This is a genomic window from Acidovorax sp. GW101-11A03 (assembly GCF_059424825.1).
In genome coordinates, this window is the sequence record NZ_JBWKZU010000068.1 from 1 (window position 1) to 22,609 (window position 22,609).

Here is a 22,609-nt window from a genome sequence, read left to right on the forward strand (position 1 = left end):
GCATCGGCCTGGGTGATGCCGTAGGCCTCATAAAAGTGGCCATCGCAGCGGAAGCGGCGCTCCAGCACATCCCATTCCCAATGCCCGCCGCCCAGCGAGTCAAGGGCCAGGCGCAACTGCTGCTCGCGCTCTTCCAGCGTGCGGTGTGCCTGCTCCAGCGCCACCACCGACTGCGCCTTGCCCACCAGCAGCTGCCGGCCCGTGCCCAGGATGAGCATGCCCGCACCGTGGTACCAGGGCAGCTGCCGCAGCCAGTCGATGGCCGGGCCCGGCACCGGGGCACCGCCCGTGGCCACCAGGCACAGCGAGACCACAAGGGGCAGGGTGACCGCCATGCCCGCAATGGCCAGCCAGGGGTTGGCGCCAGGGCGGGCGTCCACCGTACGCCACAGCGCGCCCAGGGCGGCCGCCCCCGCCAGCGTGGCCAGGCCTGCCAGCCAGACAGCGCCCTCGCTCCAGACCATGGCCAGCAGCGCCAGGGCGGCCGTGATCACCGCCGCGATGGGCCCGAAATACAAGGTCATGAACGCGGTGGCCGTGGGGTAGGCCACCACCCCCAGCTCGGGCGCGTTCAGGTTGAGCACCACCAGCACCAGGGCGGACACCACGCCGCCGGTCACACCCACCAGCACCTGCGTGCGGCGGGAGGGGGTCAGGATTTCGGTCGGTTGCAGGTGCGCGAGCACCAGCACCATCAGGAGCAGCAGTCCGCCAGCCAGCAGTGCGTTATGGGCCATGGTGAACGGCCCGCGCCAGAGAGAGCGTTGGCTCAGGGCAGGGGCGTGTGCTCAACCTCCCGGGCAGGGCGCACAGGCACGCCTCCAACCCGGTGTCTCGCCACGGCACAGCCGTGGGGTAAGAGCATGAACCCGGCGCAGAAACCATGCACCGAGTTTAGGCGCGTTCGGCAGTGGTGGCGGGGACACCGCGCCCCCTGATAAGCCCGGTTGACAACATCGTGCCGCACACAATCACCAGGGCGCAGCCAATCATCCAGGGCGTGATGGTTTCACCCAGGAACAGCGCGCCATACAGCACCGCGAACACCGGCGTGATGAAGGTCACGGCCAGGGCGCGGCTGGGGCCTGCGCTGGCAATGAGGCGGAAGTACAGGATGTACGCAATGCCGGTGCACAACACGGCAATGGCCACGATGGCGCCCCAGGCGCGCAGCCCGGGCATCTGCGCGGGCCACAGCCACAGCGTGGGCAGCGCCAGGCCCAGCGCCGCACCCAGCTGGCTGCCCGTGGCCGTGGCCAGGGGCGGGATGCCGGTGAGCCGGCGCCGCGCAAAACTGGCCGACAGCCCATAGAACGCCGAGGCCAGCAGGCAGGCGCCGATCGCCCAGGCGGCGTGGTCTGTCTTGAAGCCCGTGCCCGCAGGCGCGCGCCAGGCCAGCAGGGCCACCCCGGCAAAGCCTAGCGCCAGCCCCACCCAGCGCAGCCGGTTGATGCGGTCGCCCAGCCACAGCCAGGCCACCAGTGCGCCAAACAGCGGCACTGTGGCGTTCAGGATGGACGCCAACCCGGTCTGGATGTGCAACACGGCCCAGCCGAAGAGGGCAAACGGAATGGCCGAGTTGATGACACCAGCCAGCATGATGGGCCGCCAATGCTGGCGAAACGCCGCATAGTGGCCCTGGCGCAGCATGATCGGCCACAGGAAGACGGCTGCCAGCCCCACGCGAAGGCCCACCATGGGCAGGGGCCCGAACTCCGAGGCGCCCATGCGCATGAACAGGAAGGACGCTCCCCACAGCGCCGCCAGCAGGATGAATTCGGCAATCCAGCTGGAGACGGGCTGTTGGCCGGATGGGGTCATGACATGCCTTTCACTGTTGTCTGGCCTGGGGTGTGAGGGAGAAGGGATGGCTGGGCCGGTGCCAGCGCATTCTCCAGCGTCAGCAGCGCGGCCTTGCGGTCCAGCCCGCCAGCGTAACCGGTCAGGCTGCCGTCGGCACCCAGCACGCGGTGGCAGGGCACGACCACGGAGAGCGGGTTGCGCCCCACGGCAGCGCCCACCGCCCGTACGGCGCGCGGGCGGCCCAGGTGCTGGCTCAGCTCGCCATAGCTGCGCGTGGCGCCCCGGCCAATGGCCAGCAGGGCCTGCCAGACCGCTTGCTGGAAGGGCGTACCACCCGACAGGTCCAGCGGCAGATCAAAGCCATCGCGTTCGCCGCACAGGTACTGCTGCAGCTGGCTGGCGGCCGCCTGCAGCAGCGGGTGGCCGTCCGCCTCGGCCCAGGCGGCGCTGCCATAGAGCTGCTGGCTGGGCTCGTGGCGCTGGCCTTCGAACCAGATGCCGCACAGGCCGGTGGGCGAGGCGGCCAGGCGCACTGGCCCAAGGGCCGTGTCCGCGCGGGCTTGCACGGTGTGGGGGTGGTATTGCATGGCGGTTGTCTGTGCTTTTTGGGTAAAAAAGGGCCTCTGCGCGCGATGGGTAAGCGCTAGTAGCTATTGTTTTGATAGCTATTGGGGCAATGCAGCCCACGCGCGCAGCACGGCGTAGCTGCGCCAGGGGCGCCAGGGTTCGGATGCCGCAGTGGCCGCCCTGGCCGGGTTCTTCTGCCCCTGCACGCCCAGCGCCTTGTGCAGCGCCACGTCCCCGGCCGGGAAGGCATCGGGCCAGCGCAGCACGCGCATGGCGATGTACTGCGCCGTCCAGTCGCCAATGCCCGGCAGCGCACACAGCGCGGCCGTGGTGCTGGCCACATCGGCGCCTGCGTGCAGGGTAAGGCCGCCACTGTCCACTGCCCGGGCCAGCGCGACGATGGCCGCCTGGCGCTGGCGCACGATGCCCAGCTGGCCCAGGGTGTCGCCTTTGGCGACGGCCAGCGTGGCGGCGGTGGGGAACAGGCGGTTCAGTCCGGGCCAGGGCGTTTCGATGGGCTCGCCCAGCCGCTCCACCAACCGCTGGCCCAGGGTGCGCGCGGCGGCCACGGTGATCTGCTGGCCCAGCACGGCGCGCACGGCCAGCTCGAAGCCGTCGAACGCGCCGGGCACGCGCAGGCCGTCCCCGTTGGGGAAGGCGCTGTGCAGCACGGCGTTGATGGCGGCCGGGTCGGCGTCCAGATCCAGCATGGCGCGCACGCGGCGGATCACCAGCGGCAGCACGGGGTACAGGCTGTCGCTGGTCTGCAGCAGCACCTGGTGGCGCGCCACGTCAAAACGGGCGCTGAACCAGCCGGTGGTCTCCTGGCCCAGGCCGGTGACGCTGGCGGGCAGGCGCACGGTGCGGCGCAGGGTGGCCACTTCGGGCAGCACCCATTCCACGCCATGGAACTGCCGCCGCTCAAAAAACGCCAGCAGCGCCGCCACATCAAACGGTGGCCGCCAGGCCAGGCGCAGCAGCGTGCTGCCGCCCTCGGTCGCTGCCGATGCGGCCGGGCTGGTGCCGCTGCGCCGCAGCTGGGTGGGGTTGAGCCCGTAGTGCCCCGCAAACGCCGCGTTGAAGCGCCGCACGCTGGCAAACCCGCTGGCCAGCGCCACCTGCGTGACGGGCATGCGTGTATCGGTGAGCAGCTGTTTGGCCGTGAGCAGGCGGCGGGTCTGCAGGTATTGCAGGGGTGACACGCCCAGGGCCGCCTCAAAAATGCGGCGCAGGTGCCGGTCGCTCACGCCCAGGCGCTCGGCCAGGCGGGCCACGGTGGCGCTGCCTTCGCCCGGTGCGGGCGGTGCAGGCCAGAGGTCGGGCGCATCCAGCAGGCGCACGGCCTGCTGCACCAGGATGCTGCTCGCGTCCTGCACCGACCACACCAGCGCCTGGGGCGCCAGCTCGGGCCGACAGCGCAGGCAGGGGCGAAAACCCGCGTGTTCGGCCTGCGCGGCCAGTGCAAAAAAGCGGCAGTTCTCGCGCCGGGGCGCGCGCACGGCGCACACCGGGCGGCAGTAGATGCCGGTGGACGTCACGGCCGTGAAGAAGTGCCCGTCAAAGCGCGCGTCCCGGGCCAACACGGCCAGGTAGCGTCCCTCGTCCGAGGGGGTGTCGGCGCCGGGCGCAGCGGGCTGGGGAGGCAAGGTCATGGGCTGGATCATAGAGAGCGGGCCCGGCTGCACTGGCCGTTTTCGGACATGTGCCTGAGGGCGCTCCGATGGAGCGGGCAGGGGAAGCCCGGGCAGGGGCCCCGCCTACAATGCAGCCGGCTCTTCAACACCCATCGCTAAAGGTCTTTCGACGTGCAACCGACGCCCGCCATTTTCAAAGCCTACGACATCCGTGGCATCGTGCCCTCCACCCTGAACGAAGAAGTCGCCCTGGGCCTGGGCCGGGCCTTTGGCACCGCCGCCCGCGCCGAGGGGCAGACCACGGTGGCCGTGGGGCGCGACGGGCGCCTGTCGGGCCCCGCCATGTCGGCGGCGCTGATCCAGGGGCTGGTGGAGGCGGGCATCGAAGTGATCGATGTGGGCCTGGTGACCACGCCGCTTTTGTACTTTGCGGCCAGCACGCTGTGCAACAGCGGCATCCAGGTCACGGGCAGCCACAACCCCAAGGACTACAACGGCTTCAAGATGGTGCTGAACGGCCGCGCCATCTATGGCGAGGAGATCCAGGGCCTGCGCCGCACCATGGAGCAGGAAAGCTGGCAGCTGGCACCGGGAGGATCCGTGCGGCATGTGGATGTGCTGCCCACCTACCGCGAACGCATCGTGGGCGACGTGAAGCTGGCCCGCCCCATGAAGATTGTGGTGGACTGCGGCAACGGCATCGCGGGCGCCTCGGCCCCGGCCATCTTCCGGGCCCTGGGTTGCGAGGTGATCGAGCTGTTCTCCGAGGTGGACGGCAACTTCCCCAACCACCACCCCGATCCGAGCAAGCCCGAGAACCTGCGCGACCTGATCGATGCCCTGAAGACCAGCGACGCAGAACTGGGCCTGGCCTTCGACGGCGACGGCGACCGCCTGGGCATCGTGACCAAGGACGGCACCAACATCTTCCCTGACCGCCAGATGATGCTGTTTGCGCAGGACGTGCTCTCTCGCGTGCCCGGCGGCGAGATCATCTTTGACGTGAAGTGCACCCAACGCCTGGCGCCTGCCGTGGCGGCTGCTGGCGGCGTGCCGGTGATGTTCAAGACCGGCCACTCGCTCATCAAGGCCCGCATGAAGGAGACCAACTCCCCACTGGGCGGCGAGATGAGCGGCCATATCTTCTTCAAGGAGCGTTGGTACGGCTTTGACGACGGCACCTATGCGGGCTGCCGCCTGCTGGAGATCCTGAGCAAGTCCCAGGACCCGAGCGCCGTGCTCAACGCGCTGCCCACCAGCTTCTCGACGCCCGAACTGAACGTGGCCTGCGCCGAGGGCGAACCCCACCGGCTTACGGCCCAGCTGCAGGCCCTGGCCGCAGGCCAGTTTGCCGCGCCCGCCACGGTGAGCACCATCGACGGCCTGCGGGTGGACTGGCCCGACGGTTTTGGCCTGATCCGCGCCAGCAACACCACGCCCGTGCTGGTGCTGCGCTTTGAAGGCCACACCCCCGAGGCGCTGGCGCGCATCGAGGCCGCCATGCTGGCGCTGCTGCACAAGGTCAAGCCCGACGCCCACGTGGGCGCGGCCAGCCACTGAGCCCGCTTCGATAAGTCCGTATTCGCCACTTTCCTGACCGAGCTGCCCGCGTGAACAACCCCACCGTGTCCACCCCCCTGCGCATCGCCGCCGCACAGTCGCCGTCCGTCCCCGGGGACGTGGCCCGCAATGTGTTGATCCACCTGGCTTTTGTGCGGGTGGCAGCCAGCGAGGGCGTGCAGGTGCTGGTGTTCCCCGAACTGTCGCTCACCGGCTACGAGCCCGCAGTGCTGGCCGCCAACGTGCTGGATGCCGACCACGCAGCGCTGGCCCCCCTGCGTCAGGCTGCGCGCGAGCAGGGCATGGCCATCGTGGTGGGTGGGCCCGCAGCGCCCGTGCAGGCGGGCGCCTTGCCTGCGATTGGCGCCTGGGTGCTGGCACCCGATGGCAGCGTGGCGCTGTACCGCAAGCGGCACCTGCACACCAGCGAAGAGCGTTTTGCCAGCGCGGGCACCCACGACGCGCAGGTGCATCTGCTCGCGGGCGAGCCCACGGGCATGGCGGTGTGTGCAGACATCACCCACCCCGAACACGCCTGTGCCGCGCATGGCGCAGGCGCAGCTCTGTATGCGGCCGGGGCCCTGATCAGCCACCAGGGCTACGGCCCCGAGTCGGCATTGCTGCAGGGCTACGCACGCGAGCACGCCATGGCCGTGCTGCTGGCCAACTACAGCGGGCCGTCCGGCGGCTACGTCAGCGCGGGCCGCAGCGCGGTCTGGGAGCCCGGCGGCCGCTGCGTGGTGGCGGCCGAGGGCGATGCGCCCTGCATCGTCTGGGCTGCCCGTGGCGACTGCGGCTGGAATGGCGGCGTGGTGGCCGTGGACCTCCAGCACCTGGCCGCCGTGGCATGAACCCCGCCCGCGCCCTGTACTCGGTGGTGACCTGGGGCGCCCAGCCCCTGCTGCGCCGCAAGCTGCGCCGCCGCGCCAAGGCCGAGCCGGGGTACGGTGTCGCCATTGGCGAGCGGTTTGGCCGCTATCCCGCGCCCATCGACAGCCTGATGATGCACAGTGGCTCCGACCCGCTGGGCCGGTTTGTATGGGTCCATGCGGTATCCCTGGGCGAAACGCGGGCCGCAGCCATCCTGCTGGCCGCGTTGCGCGAGCAGTTGCCCGGCATGCGCCTGCTGCTCACCCACGGCACCGCCACCGGCCGGGCCGAAGGCGAAAAGCTGCTGCAGCCCGGCGACGTGCAGGTATGGCAGCCCTGGGACACCCCCGGCGCCGTGTCGCGGTTCCTGCGCAAGTTCCGCCCGGCCATCGGCATCCTGATGGAGACCGAGGTCTGGCCCAACCTAGTGGCCGGCTGCCGCGCGCACAGGGTGCCACTGGTGCTGGCCAATGCGCGGCTCAACGCCAAATCCCTGCGCAACGCGCAGCGCCTGGCCGCGCTGGCGCGCCCCGCCTACAGCAACCTGGCCGCCGTCTGGGCCCAGACCGAGGACGACGCCCAGCGGCTGCGTGCCATCGGCGCACGGGTGGCAGGCGTGTTCGGCAACCTCAAGTTCGACGTGGTGCCCGACGCCGCCCAGCTGGCGCAGGGCCGCAGCTGGCGCGCACAGGCGCAGCGCCCCGTGGTCATGCTCGCCAGCAGCCGCGAAGGTGAAGAGGCGCTGTGGCTGGAAAAATTGAGGTCAAAAACGGCCTCTGCGCGCGTCCAGCTTACCCAAGAAGCTATCAATAGTGAAGCACCCTCGACTGAGGATAGAGAGGACGCCGCACGCACCGTACACCCCGTGCAGTGGCTCATCGTGCCACGCCACCCGCAGCGTTTTGACGAGGTGCACCAGCTGCTGCTGCAGGCAGGCCTCACCGTGTCCCGCCGCAGCACCTGGACGGGCGCACCCGGCGCCGCTGACATATGGCTGGGCGACTCGCTGGGCGAGATGGCGCTGTACTACGGCCTGGCCCATGTGGCCCTGCTGGGCGGCAGCTTTGCCCCGCTGGGGGGGCAGAACCTCATCGAAGCCGCCGCCTGCGGCTGCCCGGTGGTGCTGGGGCCCCACACCTTCAATTTTGCCGAGGCGGCCGAACTGGCCTGCGTCGCTGGCGCTGCGCAACGCGTTGGCGACATGGCCGAGGGCATCGCCCAGGCCACAGGTCTGGCCCTGGACCCGGCCGCCCACGCGGCGGCCAGTGAGCGCGCCAGCCGCTTTTCCACCGCCCACCGGGGGGCGGCGCAGGCCACGGCGCAGGCCGTGCTGGGCCTGGTGCAGCGCCGGTGACGGCTTGGCGCCCGTGAAACACGGGCCGCCCATCATCGGCTTGCCATCGCTTGATTGCGGCAGACCCTAAGCACAAAGTAAGCCGCACCCGCTAGGATGGCGTGAAACAACTGTAACTGGCGGTGTCCTGTGGTTCCTGTTCACGACCTGGGCGTTGCGGCACTCGCGATTCTGGGCGTGGCGTTCCTGATCGGCTGGAGCAGTGCCCGCCTGAACCAGGCCACGCTGCTCTGGGGCATTGCCCACCTGTCGCTCGCCGGGGCCACCTTCACCGGCTACCGCTACCACCTGCAGCCTGAATCGCCGTGGCTGGGGGCGGTGGCCACGCTGCTCACCGGCTTCTTCCTCGCCAGCCTGCACGGGGGCACCAACTTCCTCAGGGGCCGCATCATCGGCCCCGGCACCCTGATCGGGCGCAGCCTGGGCGTGGCGTTTCTGATCGCGGTGGTGGGCTTCGGGGGGGACAAAAACGCGGGAAGCATCCTGGTGCTGGGGCTGATGATGCTGGTCTATGGGGTGTCGGCCTACCTGTGCCTGCGCATGCACTACCGGCTGCTGGCGGTGGCTTTTGCCCTCAAGACCGGGGCGTTCCTTTTGTACTTTCTGGAGCCGTCCACCATTGGCACGCCGTTTCAGAACCCGGACATCCTGGCCGTGGGCTGGGTCTCCAGCGTGTTGCTGGGGCTGGTGCTGGTGGATGCCGCCATTGCGCAGACGCGGCAGCGGCTGTCGAACGTGATCAAGCACCTGCCCGACGCGCTGGTGGCCCGCAGGCTCGACGGCAAGATATTGTTTTGCAACGACCGGTTTGCCCAGCTGGCGGGCCACACTTCCCCCGCAGAGCTGGAGGGCCAGCAGGTGCCGCTGCTGACCCAGGAGCAGGAAGAGGCCGAGGCCATGTTCCGCAAGGTCAATGCCATGGTGCAGTCGGGCCCCATGGACGAGCCCATGCGCCTGGAGCGTTCGGTCACCCCTGCGCGGGGCGAGCCGTTCCCGGCAGAAATCATCTTCTCCAGCTACATGGATCTGGGCTATCCCGTCATCCTGGGCCTGATCCGCGACCTGAGCGAGCGCAAGCGGGGCGAGGAGGAGCGCTTGCACCAGGCCAACACCGACCAGTTGACGGGCCTCCCCAACCGGCGCTTTCTGGAGCAGCAGCTCGACGCCGTGCTCTGGATCGCGCACCGCCAGCACACGCAGTGCGCCGTGCTGCTCATCGATCTGGACCATTTCAAGAAGGTGAACGACACGCTGGGCCACGCCTTCGGCGACGAGATCCTGCGCGACATCGCCCGGGCCCTGCAGGCCCAGCTCAAGCCCGGCGACCTGCTGGCGCGTCTGAGCGGTGACGAGTTTGCGCTGGTGATGGCGGGGCTGCCATCGCTCATGAGCATCCTGGAGGTCGAGGCCCGTGCGCTGGCGCTGCTGCAGCTGATCCGGCGCCAGTTCTGTTCCGCCGACGGCATGGAGTACCAGATCGAAGCCACCATTGGCGTCGCGTTTTCGGGGCGCGAGGGCCTCAAGGCCTCGGTGCTGCTACAGCACGCCGAGGTGGCCATGTACGAGTCGAAGGCGCGCGGGCGGGGCAGCTGGTGTTTCTTCGAGTCGGACATGGACGAACGCCTGGCCGAATCGCTGCGGCTGGAGTCTGCCCTGCGCCAGGCAGTGCCGCGCGGGGAGCTGCGCCTGCACTACCAGCCCATCTACAGCTGCAGCACCGGCCGCATGACCAAGGCCGAGGCACTGGTGCGCTGGGAAAACCCGCAACTCGGCTGGGTGCCGCCCGGGCGTTTCATCCCGGCTGCCGAGGAGTCCTCGCTCATCCTGGAAGTGGGGCAATGGATTCTGGAAGAGGCGATCCGCCAGGCCGCGCAGTGGCGGGCCCAGCCGGGTCTGACACCGGTGGTCAGCATCAATGTGTCGGTGCGGCAGTTTGCGCAGCCCGGGTTTGAGAGCCAGGTGTTTGCCCTGCTGGAGCGCTATGGCGTGCCCCCCGCGTGCATCGAGCTGGAGCTGACCGAGACCCTGCTGGCCAGCGACCAGGAAGACCTTCCCGCGCTGCTGCACCGCCTGCACGACGCCGGGGTAGGGTTGTCGCTGGACGACTTCGGCACCGGCTACTCCTCTCTGAGCTACCTCTCACGCTTCAGCCTCAACACCGTCAAGATCGACCGCAGCTTTGTGATGGGCCTGCAGGAGAGCAGCCGCAACCATTCGCTGGTGCGCGCCATCATCTCGATGGCGCACAGCCTGCACCTCAACGTGGTGGCCGAGGGGGTAGAAACCTGGCGCCAGTACGAAATCCTCAAGGCCGAAGGCTGCGACTACCAGCAGGGCTACCTGTTGGGGCGGCCCATGGCGGCCGAGCAGCTGCGCGCGCACCCGCAGGTGCTGGCCGGGGAAGAGAGCAACATCCCCGATGCGGTGATATGAGGGCTTACTTCACCAGCAGCGCGTTGATGGCTTCGATGTCCTGTTGCGTGAGTGTGCCTGCCGCTTGGCGCAGCTTGAGCGTGCCCAGCAGCACGTTGTAGCGCGCCTGGGCCAGGTCGCGCTTGGTCTGGAACAGCTGGCTCTGGGCATTGAGCACGTCGATGTTGATGCGCACGCCCACCTGATAGCCCAGCTTGTTGGCATCCAGCGCGCTCTGGCTGGAGGCCTCGGCGGCTTCGAGCGCCTGCACCTGGCCCTGGCCGGACTGCACGCCGAAGTAGGCCGCGCGCGTGGCCTGGGCCACATTGCGGCGCGCGGTTTCCAGGTCGGCCGTGGCTTTTTCTTCCAGGGCCAGGGTTTCCTTGACGCGGTTTTGCACCGCAAAACCCGCAAACAGCGGCATGTTCAGTGCCACGCCCACGCTGGCGGCGTTGCTGCGGCTGGTCACGCCGGGGGCACTGATGGTGCCGTTGAGGTTGCGCGTGACGTTGTAACCCGCCTGCAGGTCCACGGTCGGCAGGTGGCCGGTCTCGGCCTTTTTGGTTTCCAGCCGGGCGATGTCGAGCGCAATGGCGGCCTGGCGCACGCCGGGCTGCTGATCGCGCGCCGTGTCCACCCAGGTGGCCACGTTGGCGGGCTGCACGCTGGGCAGCTGCAGGGGCAGGGCAAGGGGGCGCGGCTGGGTGCCGGTGATGCCCACGAGCTGGTCCAACGCCAGGCGCTTCACGCGCAGATCGTTTTCGGCAGCGATCTCCTGCGCGATCACCAGGTCGTAGCGGGCCTGGGCTTCGCGGGAATCGGTGACGGTGGTGGTGCCCACTTCGAAATTGCGCTTGGCCGAGGCCAGTTGCTCGGACACGGCGGCTTTCTGGGCCTGCACAAAGGTCAGGGTGTCCTGCGCGGCCAGCACGTCAAAGTAGGCCTGGCTCACGCGCACCAGCAGGTCTTGGGTGGCGGCATCGAGCTGGGCCTGGGCCACGTCCACGCCGCGCTGGCCTTGCTCCAGGGTGATGCGGTTGGCCGGGCGGTACAGCGGCTGCGAGGCATTGATGCCCACCGTCTGTGCCGTGCCGGTGTTTTCAATTTTGGGCTTGCTCAGCTCCACATTGCTGCGGGTAAGGCCACCCGTGAGCGCCGCCGAGGGCAGCAGGCCCGCGCGGGCCTGGTCGGCCTTGCGGCCAGCCGCATCCAGCTGGGCGCGGGCCGACTGCCAGGCCGTGTCATAGGTGCGGGCCGACTCCACCAGCTCCAGCAGGCTCTGGGCCTGCGCCGGGGCGGTGAGCGCCGCACCCAGTGCCAGGGACAGAAGGGACAGGGAAAGAGGCCGGAACGGTGTCATGGAGGTCCTTCGGAAGGGTCTGCGGTTCGATGGAGGATGCGAGCGAGCGGGGCGGTCGTGGGCCGTGGCAAAACGTCAGTACCGGGGCACGGCGGGGTCGTTTTCATGCGACCAGGCCTCAATGCCGCCAGTGATGTTGGCCAACCGTTCAAAACCGTTGTGCTGCAAAAACGCGGCCACCCGCAGGCTGCGTGCGCCGTGGTGGCACAGGCAGGCGATGGGGCGTTGCGCCTGAAGGGCAGCGTCCAGCTCGGCCAGCCGCGCGGGCAGCTCGCCCATGGGGATGGCCACCAGCTCGAAGCCCTCAGCGCGCACGCTGGCGGTTTGCAGCTCCCAGGGTTCGCGCACGTCCAGCACCAGGGGCTGGCTGCCTTCGGGTGCCGTGGCGAACCAGGCAGACAGCTGGGCAGGGCGGACGTGATCGATCATGCAGAACTCCGAAGGACGGTAATCAGAAGGTGAAGCCGGAGGGCTCGGGGAAGTTCACCAGGCGAGGCGCGATGGTGTCCCAGGGCGAGGTGGTCTCGAAACGGTCGCCGCTGCGGCGCGTCACGGTGAAGCGCATCACGGGATCGTTGCCCACGATAGCGCCCAGGCGGCCGCCGTCTTTCAGCAGCGCCAGCAGGGCGGCGGGCACTTCGGCCACCGAGCCGCTGAGCACGATCACGTCGAACGGGCCGTCCGGGATCGCGTCACGGGCGCCGTCGGCCTGACGCACATCGGCGTTCTGAATGCCGGCGTCGCGCAGGTTCTCGCGGGCCATTTCGGCCAGTTCGGGGTTGATTTCGAGGGACACCACGCGCTCGGCACGGTGGGCCAGCAGGGCGGCCATGTAGCCCGAGCCTGCGCCGATTTCGAGCACGCGGTCGGTGGGCTTGATTTGCAGGTCTTGCAGGATGCGGGCTTCCACGCGCGGCTGCAGCATGCTGTGGCCCTGGCGCACGGCCTCTTCGCTGTTGGCGCCCAGCAGGGGCACTTCGATGTCCATGAATGCCATGCTGCGGTAGGCTGGGGGCACAAAGTCTTCGCGGCGCACCACGGCCAGCAGGTCGAGCACGTCGGCGTCGAGCACGTTCCAGGGGCGGATCTGCTGCTCGATCATGTTGTAGCGGGCCTGGGCGACGGGGTCGCTGATGTTGGCGGACGTGTTCAGGGGCATGTTCATGGAATATCTCCGTGGGGCGGGCGTCTAGGACAAACCCTCGATTTTACTGGGCGTTGCAGGCGCGCCGCCGAACTTGCGGCGCGCCCAGCGGGCCAGATCATCCATGTAGCAATACACCACCGGCACCACCACCAGCGTGAGCAGCGACGAGGTGATGACCCCGCCAATCACCGCCTGGCCCATGGGCGCACGTTGCTCGGAGCCTTCGGAGAGCGCAAACGCCAGCGGCACCATGCCAAAGATCATGGCCAGCGTGGTCATGAGGATGGGGCGCAGCCGCACGCGGGCGGCCAGCAGCAGGGCCTCGGCACGGGGCAGGCCGGGCACGGTCTGGCCTGCGTCGTTCACATGCTCTTCGCGGGCGCGGATCGCAAAGTCCACCAGCAAGATGGCGTTCTTGGTCACCAGGCCCATGAGCATCACCACGCCGATGATGGAGAACATCGACAGCGTGGAGCGGAACATCAACAGCGCCAGAACCACGCCAATCAGCGTGAGCGGCAGCGAGGTCATGAGCGCCAGCGGCTGCAGGAAGCTCTTGAATTGGCTCGCCAGGATCATGTAGATGAAGATGATGGCCATGGCCAGGGCCGAGATGGCGTAGCCGAACGATTCGGCCATGTTCTTGGTGGAGCCACCGAACTGGTAGCGGTAGCCGGGCGGGAAGGCCACGGTGTCGAGCGCCTTCTTGATGTCACCCGACACCTCGCCAGCCGAGCGCTGGGACACGTTGGCGTTCACGGCCACTTCGCGGGTCAGGTCACGCCGGTTGATCTGGTTGGCGCCGGTGGATTCGGTCACGCGGGCCACCTGGTTCAGGCGCACGATGCGCGTGGTGCCGTCGGCGGCCGTGAGCGCAAAGGGCAGGCGCTCCAGGTCGGCGGGCTGGGTGCGTGCCTCGGGGGCCAGGCGCACGTTCACGTCGTAGGTCTGGTCGTCCGGCGCACGCCAGTTGCCCACGGTGGAGCCCGCCACCAGGGTGCGCAGCGATGCTGCCATGGGCGCCACCGACAGGCCCAGGTCCGACGCCACATCGCGCTTGACCTCCAGTGCAATCACCGGCTTGTTGGGCTTGGCGCTGGTGTCCAGGTCCACCAGGCCGGGAATGTCGCGGATCTTCTCGGTGACCACCTTGGTCAGGCGTTCCAGCTCCTGCAGGTCGGGGCCTTGCAGCGAGAACTCCACCTGCTTGTTGCCACCCACAGCGTCCAGCAGGCCCACGTGGGTGATGGTGATGCCGGGCACGATTTTCAGGCGTTCGCGCAGCACGTCGGACATCTGGTCCACGCTGCGGCTGCGGTCCTTGCGGTCCACCAGGCGCACATAGATATTGGCGTAGATCTTGCCCTGTGCGCTGCCCGTGTTGATGGTGGCCAGCGTGTAGCGCACTTCGGGCATCTCGCGCAGGATGCCTTCCACCTGTTTGGCCTTGGCTTCGGTCGCTTCGAGCGACGAACCCACGGGCGTGTAGAAGTTGAGGCTGGTCTCGGAAAAGTCGGCCTTGGGCACAAACTCGGTGCCCAGGAGCGGCACCATGACCACGCTCAGCACGAAGATCGCCACGGCAATGGCCATGGTCGCCAGCTTGTGCACCAGCGACCAGCGCAGGATGTGCTGATAGCCCTCGGCCATGGCATCGGTGGCGCGGTCAAACCAGCCGGTGACGCGGCCAATCGTCTTGTCGTACAGGGTGACGGGTTCTGTTTTCTGGCCGTGCGCGTGGATGCTCGGGTCGTGCCAGATGCTCGACATCATGGGGTCAAGCGTGAAGCTCACGAACATCGAGATCATCACCGCCGCGACGATGGTGATGCCGAACTCGTGGAAGAACTTGCCGATGATGCCGCCCATGAAGCCGATGGGCATGAACACCGCCACGATGGACAGCGTGGTGGCCAGCACGGCCAGGCCAATCTCCTGCGTGCCGTCCATGGCCGCGTCATACGCGCCCTTGCCCATTTGCACATGGCGCACGATGTTCTCGCGCACCACGATGGCATCGTCGATCAGCAGGCCCACGCACAGGCTCAAAGCCATGAGCGTGATCATGTTGATGGTGAAGCCGAACATGTTCATGAACAAAAACGTGCCGATCAGCGCAATCGGCAGCGTCAGCCCGGTGATCACGGTGGAGCGCCAGGAGTTCAGGAACAGGAACACGATGAGCACCGTGAGGATCGCGCCCTCGATCAGCGTCTGGCGCACGTTGTTCACCGCCACGCGGATGGGGCGCGAACTGTCGCCAATGCTCTCCAGCCGCACGCCGGGGGGCAGCTGGTTCTTGAGATCGGCCACGGCCGCGTTCAGGCCATCGACCACCTCGATGGTGTTTTCGCCCTGCGACTTCTGCACCGACAGCAGCAGGGTGCGCTGGCCGTTGTACAAAGCCAGGCTTTCAACCTCTTGCGCGCCGTCGTTCACCCGTGCCACCTGGTCCAGGCGCACCGGGGCGCCGTTCTTGCGGGCCACGATGATCTTGCCGAAGTCCTCGGGCCGCTCCATGCGTGCATCGATCTGCACCACGCGCTCCTGCGCCAGCGAACGGATGGCGCCCACGGGCAGGTCCTGGTTTTCGTTGCGCACAGCGCTGGCCACCTGTTCGGGCGTCACGCCGAAGGCTTCGAGCGCCTGCGGGTTCAGGTAGATATTGATTTCGCGCTTGGTGGCACCCACCAGGTTCACCGCGCCCACGCCGCGCACGTTCTCCAGGCGCTTTTTCAGCACCTGCTCGGCCCAGGTGGTCAGCTCCACCGCGCTGCGGCCGGATTTTTCGTCGGGCAACACGGCCAGCGACCACACTGCGCGGCTCGCGGGGTCGAAACGCAGCACACGCGGTTCCTTGACCTCCGTGCGCAGGTTGGGGCGCACCGTGGCCACCTTCTCGCGCACGTCCTCGGCGGCCTTGCGGCCGTCGATGTGCAACTGGAACTCGATGATGACAACCGCCGTGCCTTCGTAGCTGCGCGAGGTGAGGGCGTTGATGCCCGCAATCGAGTTGACGCCTTCCTCGATCTTCTTGGTGACTTCGCTCTCGACAATTTCGGGCGACGCTCCGGGATAGTCCACGGTGACCACCACCACCGGGAAGTCGATGTTGGGGAACTGATCGACCTTCAGGCGCTGGTACGAGAACAAACCCAGCACGACGATGGCGAGCATCACCATCGTGGCGAACACGGGATTTTTCAGGCTGACTTTGGTGAACCACATGGCGGGGCGGGGCGCTCAGGGGGCCGTGCGGGAGGCTGCCGGCACAGCGACAGCAGCAGCGGCCGCCCCGGCGGTAGACACAACCGTGCCCTCGCGCAACTGGCCGATGCGGCCAGCAATCACGGGGGTGCCCACAGGCACTCCTTCCACCGCCACCAGGGTCTGGCCATTGACCACCGCGCGTGTGCCCGTCTTGACTTCGGCATAGGCCACGCGGCCATCTTTCAGTGTCTGGAGGTAGGGCGCGGGCTTGTCGGTGCGCACCGCATCGAGCGGCACGGCCAGCACATCGGCGCGGCCGGTGTCGAGCGTGCCCTGCACAAAGAGGCCCTGGCGCAGCGGTGTCGCGTTCTGGGCCTGCTCCACGCGCAGGTACACCGGCACAGTGCGGCTGCCCGCCTGGGCGCTGGGGTTGATGCGCACCACCGTGGCTGTCACCGGTGCCGACATGCCTTCGACAGACAGTTGCGCCTTCTGGCCCACACGCACGGCCACGGAGTCGGCCGGGGGCAGCAGCGCCTCCAGCTCCAGGCGCGACAGATCCACCACCTCGATGATGCGGGCATCCACCGCCACGCGCTCGCCCGGTTGCGCCAGGCGCTGTGCCACCTGGCCGCTGATGGGGCTTTTGAGCACGGTGTCGTCCAGCGCCTTGCGGGCCACATCGGCCGCAGCCACGGCCGCCTGATAGCTCGACTGGGCGGCCTCCAGGCTGGCCTGGGAGGTGACCAGCGCGGTGGGTGAAATAAAGCCCTGGTCCACCAGCGCGCGGTTGTTGGTGTACTGGCGCTGGTTGATGTCCACCTGGGATTTGGCGGCATCGGCCTGCTGCTGCGCCTGGCGCAGGCGGGCGCGGGCCTCGGTAGGGTCGATGCGCGCCACCTCCTGGCCCACCTTCACGCTGTCGCCTTCACGCACCGTGAGGCCCTGAAGCTCGCCGCCCACGCGGGCCTTGACCATGGCCGAATCCACCGCCCGCAGTGCGCCAGACACCGGCACGCCCAGCGGCAGATTGACCTGCGCCACCCGCAGCACCTCGTCGGCACCCAATTGCAACGGCGCTGCCACGCGCTGCGCGGCGGCCTCGCTCAGGGCTTTTTGCTGCGCCTGCCGCGCGGCCATGGCACGCCAGACCCCACTGCCCACCAACACGACGGCGATGGCTGCCGCCACCCAGGGAATCCAGCGTTTCATGATCTGATCAAACAGGGGTTGAAGAGGAGGGGGCGGGCGGGTTGGTGCCGGACCGCACACACAGCCCGTGCAGGATGTTGTCGGCCTGCATGTCGATGTACTGCTCGGGCGTCATGCCCAGGGCATCGGGCACGCAGGCGCCGATGGAATGTTTCCACAGCATCAAGAAAATCATGGGCGCCAGCACCAGGTACACGGCGTAATCCGGGTTCATGGGGCGGAACTCGCCCCTCGCGACGCCCCGCTCAAGGATGCGCCGGATCAGCGCCTGACCGGGCAGGATCACCTCCTGCTGGTAGAACTGGACGATCTCGGGGAAGTTTTGTGCTTCGCTGAGCATCAGCTTGGTGATGCCCGACGCCTTGGTGCAGCCAATGCGCTCCCACCAGACCTGGTAGCAGTAGCGCAGCACCTCGCTGGTGGTGCCTGCAAAGTTCTCCAGCTCGTTGTTCCACTCGGCAAACCGGCCCGCGATGTTTTCGCGGACCACGGCCTTGAACAGTTCTTCTTTGCTGGGGAAGTACAGGAACAAAGTGCCCTTGGACACCCCGGCCCGCGCAGCCACCTCGTCCACACGCGTAGCGGCAAAGCCCTTTTCGACAAACAGGTCGAGCGCGGCCTCCAGTAGCTCGCCAGGGCGGGCCTCCTTGCGGCGCTCGCGTTTGGTGCCTGCGGCTGTCGAAGGGGAGGAGGATGTGGGAGACAAGGCGTTTTAGTTAATGACTGACCGGTTAGTAATGTAGCAAGCACGGGATGGGGCGTCAATTCATAATCACAGGCCCTGTCTCCGTTTGAACCCGAGGACCCCATGACTTTGCAAACCATCACCCTGGGCGGCGGCTGCTTCTGGTGCACCGAAGCCGTGTTCGACCGCGTGCGCGGCATCACCGACGTGGAAAGCGGCTACACCAACGGCCACACCATCAACCCCACCTACGAACAGATCTGCGAGGGTGACACCGGCCACGCCGAGGTGGTGCGCCTGACCTTTGATGCCGACGAGATCAGCCTGGAAGAAATCCTGGAAATCTTCTTCCACACCCACGACCCGACCACGCTCAACCGCCAAGGCAATGACGTGGGCACGCAGTACCGCAGCGGCATCTACTACGGCAACCCCGAGCACGGAGAGATCGCCAGTGCCATGATCCGCCAGATGTCTCAAGATAAGCTGTTTGGCGCGCCCATCACCACCGAAGTGAAGCCGCTGCAAAACTACAGCGCGGCCGAGGCTTACCACCAGGATTACTTTGCCAAGCACCCCAACGCGGGCTACTGCGCATTTGTGGTGGGGCCGAAGGTGGATAAGTTCAGGAAGACGTTTGCGAAGTACCTGAAGGCTTGAGACGTCGCAACATCAAACGCCGTCACGCCTCTTCAACTGTGATCTCCGTGACATACCGAAGCAACCATTGAATCGTCCTTTTCAGCGCCACTGCTGCAATGCTCTCGTGCGACAAATGGTCGCAAAGGAGCAAGCCTTCAGGCACCGCTGTCACGCTGACATGGTCTGGAGCATCCGCAGGCAAGCGTTCAAAGATCTGCGATATCCCTGCGTCTGCGTGCTTGGCGACGGTGTCTCGGAATTCGTTTGGCACTTTCAACGTGTATTCGTAGCCCATTGCAAGACCCTTTGTATGGAGTCCTGATCGTAGGGGGACGCGAATTGAATGGGCATAATGCAACCTGATTGCGTTAAAAGCACTACAAGCCAACGCAGCTCTTATGCCTACTGCCCCCTCTTTAACCCCGCACAGCCGAACTTGGGCACTTCCTTCGGGCATGCGAGCCACCCGCGCCACACGGGCGCTGGCGGCGTTGTATGAGGCAAGGCCCGATGCGGCGCTGTCCGAACCCGAGGTCGAGGCCGCTTTGGCCGCAGTCGGTGTTGCGGTCAACAAAGTCACCGTCTACCGCATGCTCGACCGTTTTGCCGGTGCCGGGCTGCTGCACAAGCAGGTGGATGCGGCTCGCGTCACCCGCTACGCGCGCGCTCCGCAGGGCGAAGAGGGCGCCGCGCCCCGTTTTGAGTGCGACGACTGCCACCGCCAGTTCCGCCTGCCTTCAGGCTCGGCCAAGGTGCAGAGCGCCCTCAAGCAGGTGCTGCAGGCCTTGGCCACCGCCGGGCATGAGAGCCTGGCGGTGGACATTGCCGTGCATGGGCGCTGTGCCGAATGCGCCCATCCGGCCGAGGAGGCTGCCGCATGATCCGCACCCGGGGGCTTTCCTATACCTACGCCACGGGCGGCGCCGCGCCGCTGCGGTTCCCGGATGTGGACCTGCGCCAGGGCGGCACACTGCTGCTGCGCGGGCGCTCGGGCACCGGCAAGTCCACCTGGCTCGCGCTGATGGCGGGGCTGCGCGGTGCCAGCGGGGGCGACCTGTTTGTGGCGGGCACCCAGCTGGGCACGCAGCGCGGCGCCGAGATCGATGCCTGGCGCGCACGCACCATCGGCTTTTTGCCGCAGAAGCTCTACCTCAGCAGCGCGCTCACCGTGGCCGACAACCTCGCGCTGGTCTACTTTGCGGCCGGGCTGCCGCGCGACGATGCGGCCATCCACCGCGCACTCACCCAGGTGGGCGTGGCCGAGCTGGCGGCGCGCAAGCCGCACCAGCTCTCGGGCGGGCAGGCGCAGCGCGTGGCGCTGGCGCGGGCCGTGTTGCTGGCGCCGCAGGTGCTGCTGGCCGACGAACCCACGGCCAGCCTGGACGACGAGGCTGCAGCCGACGCCTTGGCACTGCTGCAGCAGAGCGCCGCCGCCTGCGACGCCAGCCTGGTCATCGCCACGCACGACCAGCGTGTGGTGCAGGCACTGGCCGGTGCGCAGACGCTGGATTTGAATGAAATAGCGGCCTACCGCGCAACAGAAGGGCGCGAGTAGCTATGAAAAGCATAGTAAAACTGGCCCGCCTGTCGTGGCGCTACCTGTGGTCCCGCCCGCTGGCGGCGGTGCTCAACCTGCTGGTGCTCACGCTGGGCCTGGCTGCCATCACGCTGGTGCTGCTGGTGGCCACGCAGCTCGACAAGGCCTTTGAGCGCGACCTGGATGGCATCGATCTGGTGGTGGGCGCCAAGGGCAGCCCGCTGCAGCTGATCCTGGCGGGCGTGTTCCACATCGACGTGCCCACGGGCAACATCCCGCTGCAAGAAGTACAGGCGTTGCAGAAGAACCCGCTGGTGGCGCAGGTGATCCCGCTGAGCCTGGGCGATAGCTACCAGGGCTTTCGCATCGTGGGCACCACGCCCGACTACGTGGCGCACTACGGGGCCCAGTTGGCCGAGGGCGCGCTGTGGCAGCAGCCCATGGACGCGGTGCTGGGCGCCAGCGTGGCACGTGGCATTGTCAAAAGCAGCCATGCCGGTGCGCCGTTGGTGGGTGCCACCTTTGTCGGCAGCCACGGGCTGGGCGGGGGAGGGCACGCGCATGGCAACCACCCCTACCATGTGAGCGGCGTGCTCGCCCCCTGCGGCTGCGTGCTCGACCGGCTCATCCTGACCAGCACCGAATCCGTCTGGATGGTGCACGAGACCGCCACGGCCAACGATGCGGAAGACCTGGAAATCATGAAGGAAGAGCGCGAGGTGACCGTGGCCCTGGTGCGCTACCGCACGCCCATGGCTGCCGTCACGCTGCCCCGCCAGGTCAACAGCGGCACATCGATGCAGGCGGCAGCGCCTGCCATTGAGGTCACGCGCCTGTTGCGTCTGCTGGGCGTGGGCGCCGATGTGCTGCGCGCCTTTGGCGGCGTGCTGCTGGCTGTGGCCGCGCTGAGCGTGTTCATCGCGCTGTGGAACGCCGTGCGCGAGCGCCGCGCCGACCTGGCCATGCTGCGCATGCTGGGCGCGCCGCCCGGCCGCGTGGCGGGGCTGGTGCTGTGGGAGGCGCTGTGGCTGGCTGCGCTGGCTTCTGCCCTGGGGCTGCTGCTGGGCCATGGCCTGGCGCATGGCCTGGGTTGGGCGCTGCAGGCACAGGGGCTGTTGCCCGTTACCGGCCTCATCTGGCTGCCCGCCGAGGCGGGTGTGCCGCTGCTGGCAGCGGGTGTGGCGGCGCTGGCGGCACTGCTGCCCGCGATGCAGGCCTACCGCACCGACGTGGCGGATCTGCTAAGTCAGCCCTGATGCACCCTCCGAGTTCTGACTGCCGTAAACCCTCCACCAACTCCACCTGAAAGTCCCTCCATGAAAAAGCTCCTCACCGCTCTCGCCCTGGCCCCCATGCTGCTCGCCGGTGCCCTGGCCCACGCCCAGGCCCACAACGACAAAGACACCAAGGAGGACATCGCCCGCCACCGCGCCATGGCAGCCGCGCACGAGGCCGCCGCCAAATGCCTGGAGTCCGGCAAGGGCCACGACCAGTGCCAGAAAGACCTGCAGGCCGCCTGCAAAAACCTGGCTATCGGAAAATACTGCGGCATGAAGCACGCGCACTGAGCTGCAACGCACCGCTTCACCCCTCGTTCGCCCCCACCCACAGGTTCTCCCGCCATGGCCACCCACCAGCCCTCCCGCCTGACCACTGCCTTTTGGCAACCTGCCGCCCGCCGCGTCCATGCCACACGCCAAGCGGCGGCAGCATTCGCCTTGCTGTGCAGCGCCGGGGCCGTGCTGGCCCAGGCGTCTGGCCAGCCCCTGGCCACCAAGCCCGAGCCGGGCGCGTTCGAGCGGGCTACGGGCAAAACCGCTCCAGCACCTGCGGCGGCGGGCGGGGCGGGCGCAGCCCCCGTGCTCTCGTCCCCACTGCCTGCAGGGGCCGCCGCGGGCATCCCATCTGGCACCGGGGCGGGCTACCACAACCCCAACAGCCCCATCGCGCCGCTGCCCCAGCGCAATGACGTGGTGCCCTGGTCGGTGCTGACTGACCTGACGCGCAAGACCACCAAGGACGGCATCGTGCCCGTGTTCAACGAGGCGCAAAAGGGCATGGACAAGACCGTGCAGCGCATCCAGGGCTTCATGATGCCGCTGGACGCCAAGGCCACGCAGACGCACTTTTTGCTCACCTCCGTGCCCATGACCTGCTCGTTCTGCCTGCCCGGCGGGCCCGAGAGCATGGTCGAGGTCAAGGCCAAGACCCCCGTGCGCTATTCGATGGAGCCCGTGGTGGTCGAGGGCCGCTTCACCGTGCTCACCAACGACCAGTACGGCCTGTACTACCGCGTGGTCGATGCCGTGCAGGTGAAGTGACCCGACTCTGAACCCTCCCATGACGCGCCACCGCTTCGGCCCGCTCCGGCCCCGGTTGCCCGCCTTGCCGCGCGGCGCAGGGCAGGGCGCGCCTGCACGCTGGTGGGCGCACCTGGCCCTGGTATGGCTGGTGCTGGCCTTGGTCGCGGCCCCCACCCTGGGGCGCCTGCACCAGGTGCTGCATGGTGATGTGCTGGACCGGGTGCAGACCCACGCCCACGCCACCGACACGGCGAGCGCCGACCACCGCCACGGGCAGCTCGCACAGCTGGTGGCGGGCCACGCACCCACAGAC

At 68.0% G+C, this 22,609-nt stretch carries 20 protein-coding genes and 2 pseudogenes; 11 read left to right on the forward strand and 11 right to left on the reverse strand.

Going from position 1 to position 22,609, the window contains the following annotated elements; translation table 11 throughout:
* The 4 genes and pseudogenes from AC07Z7_RS21145 to AC07Z7_RS21160 form a co-directional block, all read right to left on the reverse strand.
* Positions 1-737 (reverse strand): annotated as a pseudogene (locus AC07Z7_RS21145) (GGDEF domain-containing protein); the annotation flags it as partial.
* Between the two features lie 157 nt (positions 738-894).
* The gene (locus AC07Z7_RS21150; RefSeq protein WP_494767568.1) at positions 895-1,821 is read right to left on the reverse strand and encodes a DMT family transporter; all 927 of its coding nucleotides are present in this window, start codon (positions 1,819-1,821) and stop codon (positions 895-897) included.
* Positions 1,818-2,390 carry a methylated-DNA--[protein]-cysteine S-methyltransferase gene (locus tag AC07Z7_RS21155; protein WP_094286116.1) on the reverse strand — a complete coding sequence of 191 codons (573 nt, stop codon included), beginning with the start codon at positions 2,388-2,390 and terminating at the stop codon, positions 1,818-1,820. The genes AC07Z7_RS21150 and AC07Z7_RS21155 overlap by 4 nt, the downstream gene beginning before the upstream one ends.
* 78 nt (positions 2,391-2,468) lie before the next feature.
* A complete protein-coding gene (locus AC07Z7_RS21160) occupies positions 2,469-4,022 on the reverse strand; it encodes a DNA-3-methyladenine glycosylase 2 family protein (RefSeq protein ID WP_494767569.1) in 1,554 nt (517 codons plus the stop codon).
* Positions 4,023-4,175: 153 nt separating this feature from the next.
* On the opposite strand from AC07Z7_RS21160, the gene AC07Z7_RS21165 reads away from it, so the two are divergent.
* From AC07Z7_RS21165 to AC07Z7_RS21180, 4 genes are all read left to right on the forward strand, one after another.
* Positions 4,176-5,564: a phosphomannomutase/phosphoglucomutase gene (locus tag AC07Z7_RS21165; protein ID WP_494767570.1), complete on the forward strand. Its 1,389-nt coding sequence runs from the start codon at positions 4,176-4,178 to the stop codon at positions 5,562-5,564.
* Between the two features lie 50 nt (positions 5,565-5,614).
* On the forward strand, positions 5,615-6,415 hold the full coding sequence (locus AC07Z7_RS21170; RefSeq protein WP_494767571.1) for a carbon-nitrogen hydrolase family protein: 801 nt from the start codon (positions 5,615-5,617) through the stop codon (positions 6,413-6,415).
* A complete protein-coding gene (locus AC07Z7_RS21175; RefSeq protein WP_494767572.1) occupies positions 6,412-7,788 on the forward strand; it encodes a 3-deoxy-D-manno-octulosonic acid transferase in 1,377 nt (458 codons plus the stop codon). Before AC07Z7_RS21170 ends, AC07Z7_RS21175 begins: the two co-directional genes overlap by 4 nt.
* Positions 7,789-7,917: 129 nt before the next feature.
* Positions 7,918-10,221 carry a putative bifunctional diguanylate cyclase/phosphodiesterase gene (locus AC07Z7_RS21180; protein WP_494767573.1) on the forward strand — a complete coding sequence of 768 codons (2,304 nt, stop codon included), beginning with the start codon at positions 7,918-7,920 and terminating at the stop codon, positions 10,219-10,221.
* Between the two features lie 4 nt (positions 10,222-10,225).
* Here AC07Z7_RS21180 and AC07Z7_RS21185 read toward each other — a convergent pair whose 3' ends face one another.
* The 6 genes from AC07Z7_RS21185 to AC07Z7_RS21210 form a co-directional block, all read right to left on the reverse strand.
* Positions 10,226-11,560, reverse strand: coding sequence for a TolC family outer membrane protein (locus AC07Z7_RS21185; protein ID WP_094286106.1), 1,335 nt, complete (start codon positions 11,558-11,560; stop codon positions 10,226-10,228).
* 75 nt (positions 11,561-11,635) lie between these two features.
* Positions 11,636-11,989 carry a rhodanese-like domain-containing protein gene (locus AC07Z7_RS21190; RefSeq protein ID WP_094286104.1) on the reverse strand — a complete coding sequence of 118 codons (354 nt, stop codon included), beginning with the start codon at positions 11,987-11,989 and terminating at the stop codon, positions 11,636-11,638.
* 22 nt (positions 11,990-12,011) lie between these two features.
* Positions 12,012-12,725 carry a protein-L-isoaspartate O-methyltransferase family protein gene (locus tag AC07Z7_RS21195; RefSeq protein WP_494767574.1) on the reverse strand — a complete coding sequence of 238 codons (714 nt, stop codon included), beginning with the start codon at positions 12,723-12,725 and terminating at the stop codon, positions 12,012-12,014.
* A gap of 24 nt (positions 12,726-12,749) precedes the next feature.
* Complete coding sequence (locus tag AC07Z7_RS21200; protein WP_494767575.1) at positions 12,750-15,935, reverse strand: efflux RND transporter permease subunit; 3,186 nt, start codon at positions 15,933-15,935, stop codon at positions 12,750-12,752.
* A 15-nt stretch (positions 15,936-15,950) separates the two neighbouring features.
* Complete coding sequence (locus tag AC07Z7_RS21205; protein WP_494767576.1) at positions 15,951-17,129, reverse strand: efflux RND transporter periplasmic adaptor subunit; 1,179 nt, start codon at positions 17,127-17,129, stop codon at positions 15,951-15,953.
* A 7-nt stretch (positions 17,130-17,136) separates the two neighbouring features.
* Entirely contained in the window at positions 17,137-17,835 is a 699-nt protein-coding gene (locus AC07Z7_RS21210) for a TetR/AcrR family transcriptional regulator (RefSeq protein WP_252660696.1), read from the reverse strand.
* A 102-nt stretch (positions 17,836-17,937) separates the two neighbouring features.
* Between AC07Z7_RS21210 and msrA the strand changes: the two genes are divergently transcribed.
* A complete protein-coding gene (gene msrA / locus AC07Z7_RS21215; protein ID WP_494767577.1) occupies positions 17,938-18,474 on the forward strand; it encodes a peptide-methionine (S)-S-oxide reductase MsrA in 537 nt (178 codons plus the stop codon).
* Positions 18,475-18,496: 22 nt separating this feature from the next.
* On the opposite strand, the gene AC07Z7_RS21220 is transcribed toward msrA, so the two are convergent.
* Positions 18,497-18,751, reverse strand: coding sequence for a hypothetical protein (locus AC07Z7_RS21220; RefSeq protein ID WP_252660691.1), 255 nt, complete (start codon positions 18,749-18,751; stop codon positions 18,497-18,499).
* A 160-nt stretch (positions 18,752-18,911) separates the two neighbouring features.
* On the opposite strand from AC07Z7_RS21220, the gene AC07Z7_RS21225 reads away from it, so the two are divergent.
* The 6 genes and pseudogenes from AC07Z7_RS21225 to AC07Z7_RS21250 all read left to right on the forward strand — a co-directional run.
* Positions 18,912-19,337 (forward strand): Fur family transcriptional regulator, encoded by a 426-nt coding sequence (locus tag AC07Z7_RS21225; RefSeq protein ID WP_494767578.1) that lies wholly within the window; start codon positions 18,912-18,914, stop codon positions 19,335-19,337.
* Entirely contained in the window at positions 19,334-20,011 is a 678-nt protein-coding gene (locus AC07Z7_RS21230; protein ID WP_494767579.1) for an ABC transporter ATP-binding protein, read from the forward strand. The genes AC07Z7_RS21225 and AC07Z7_RS21230 overlap by 4 nt, the downstream gene beginning before the upstream one ends.
* Before the next feature lie 2 nt (positions 20,012-20,013).
* Complete coding sequence (locus AC07Z7_RS21235) at positions 20,014-21,249, forward strand: FtsX-like permease family protein (RefSeq protein WP_494767580.1); 1,236 nt, start codon at positions 20,014-20,016, stop codon at positions 21,247-21,249.
* A gap of 60 nt (positions 21,250-21,309) precedes the next feature.
* On the forward strand, positions 21,310-21,561 hold the full coding sequence (locus AC07Z7_RS21240) for a hypothetical protein (RefSeq protein WP_094286078.1): 252 nt from the start codon (positions 21,310-21,312) through the stop codon (positions 21,559-21,561).
* Positions 21,562-21,615: 54 nt separating this feature from the next.
* Positions 21,616-22,314, forward strand: a complete 699-nt coding sequence (locus AC07Z7_RS21245) for a DUF3299 domain-containing protein (RefSeq protein WP_240515555.1) — start codon at positions 21,616-21,618, stop codon at positions 22,312-22,314.
* 19 nt (positions 22,315-22,333) lie between these two features.
* Positions 22,334-22,609, forward strand: a pseudogene (locus AC07Z7_RS21250) (hypothetical protein); the annotation flags it as partial.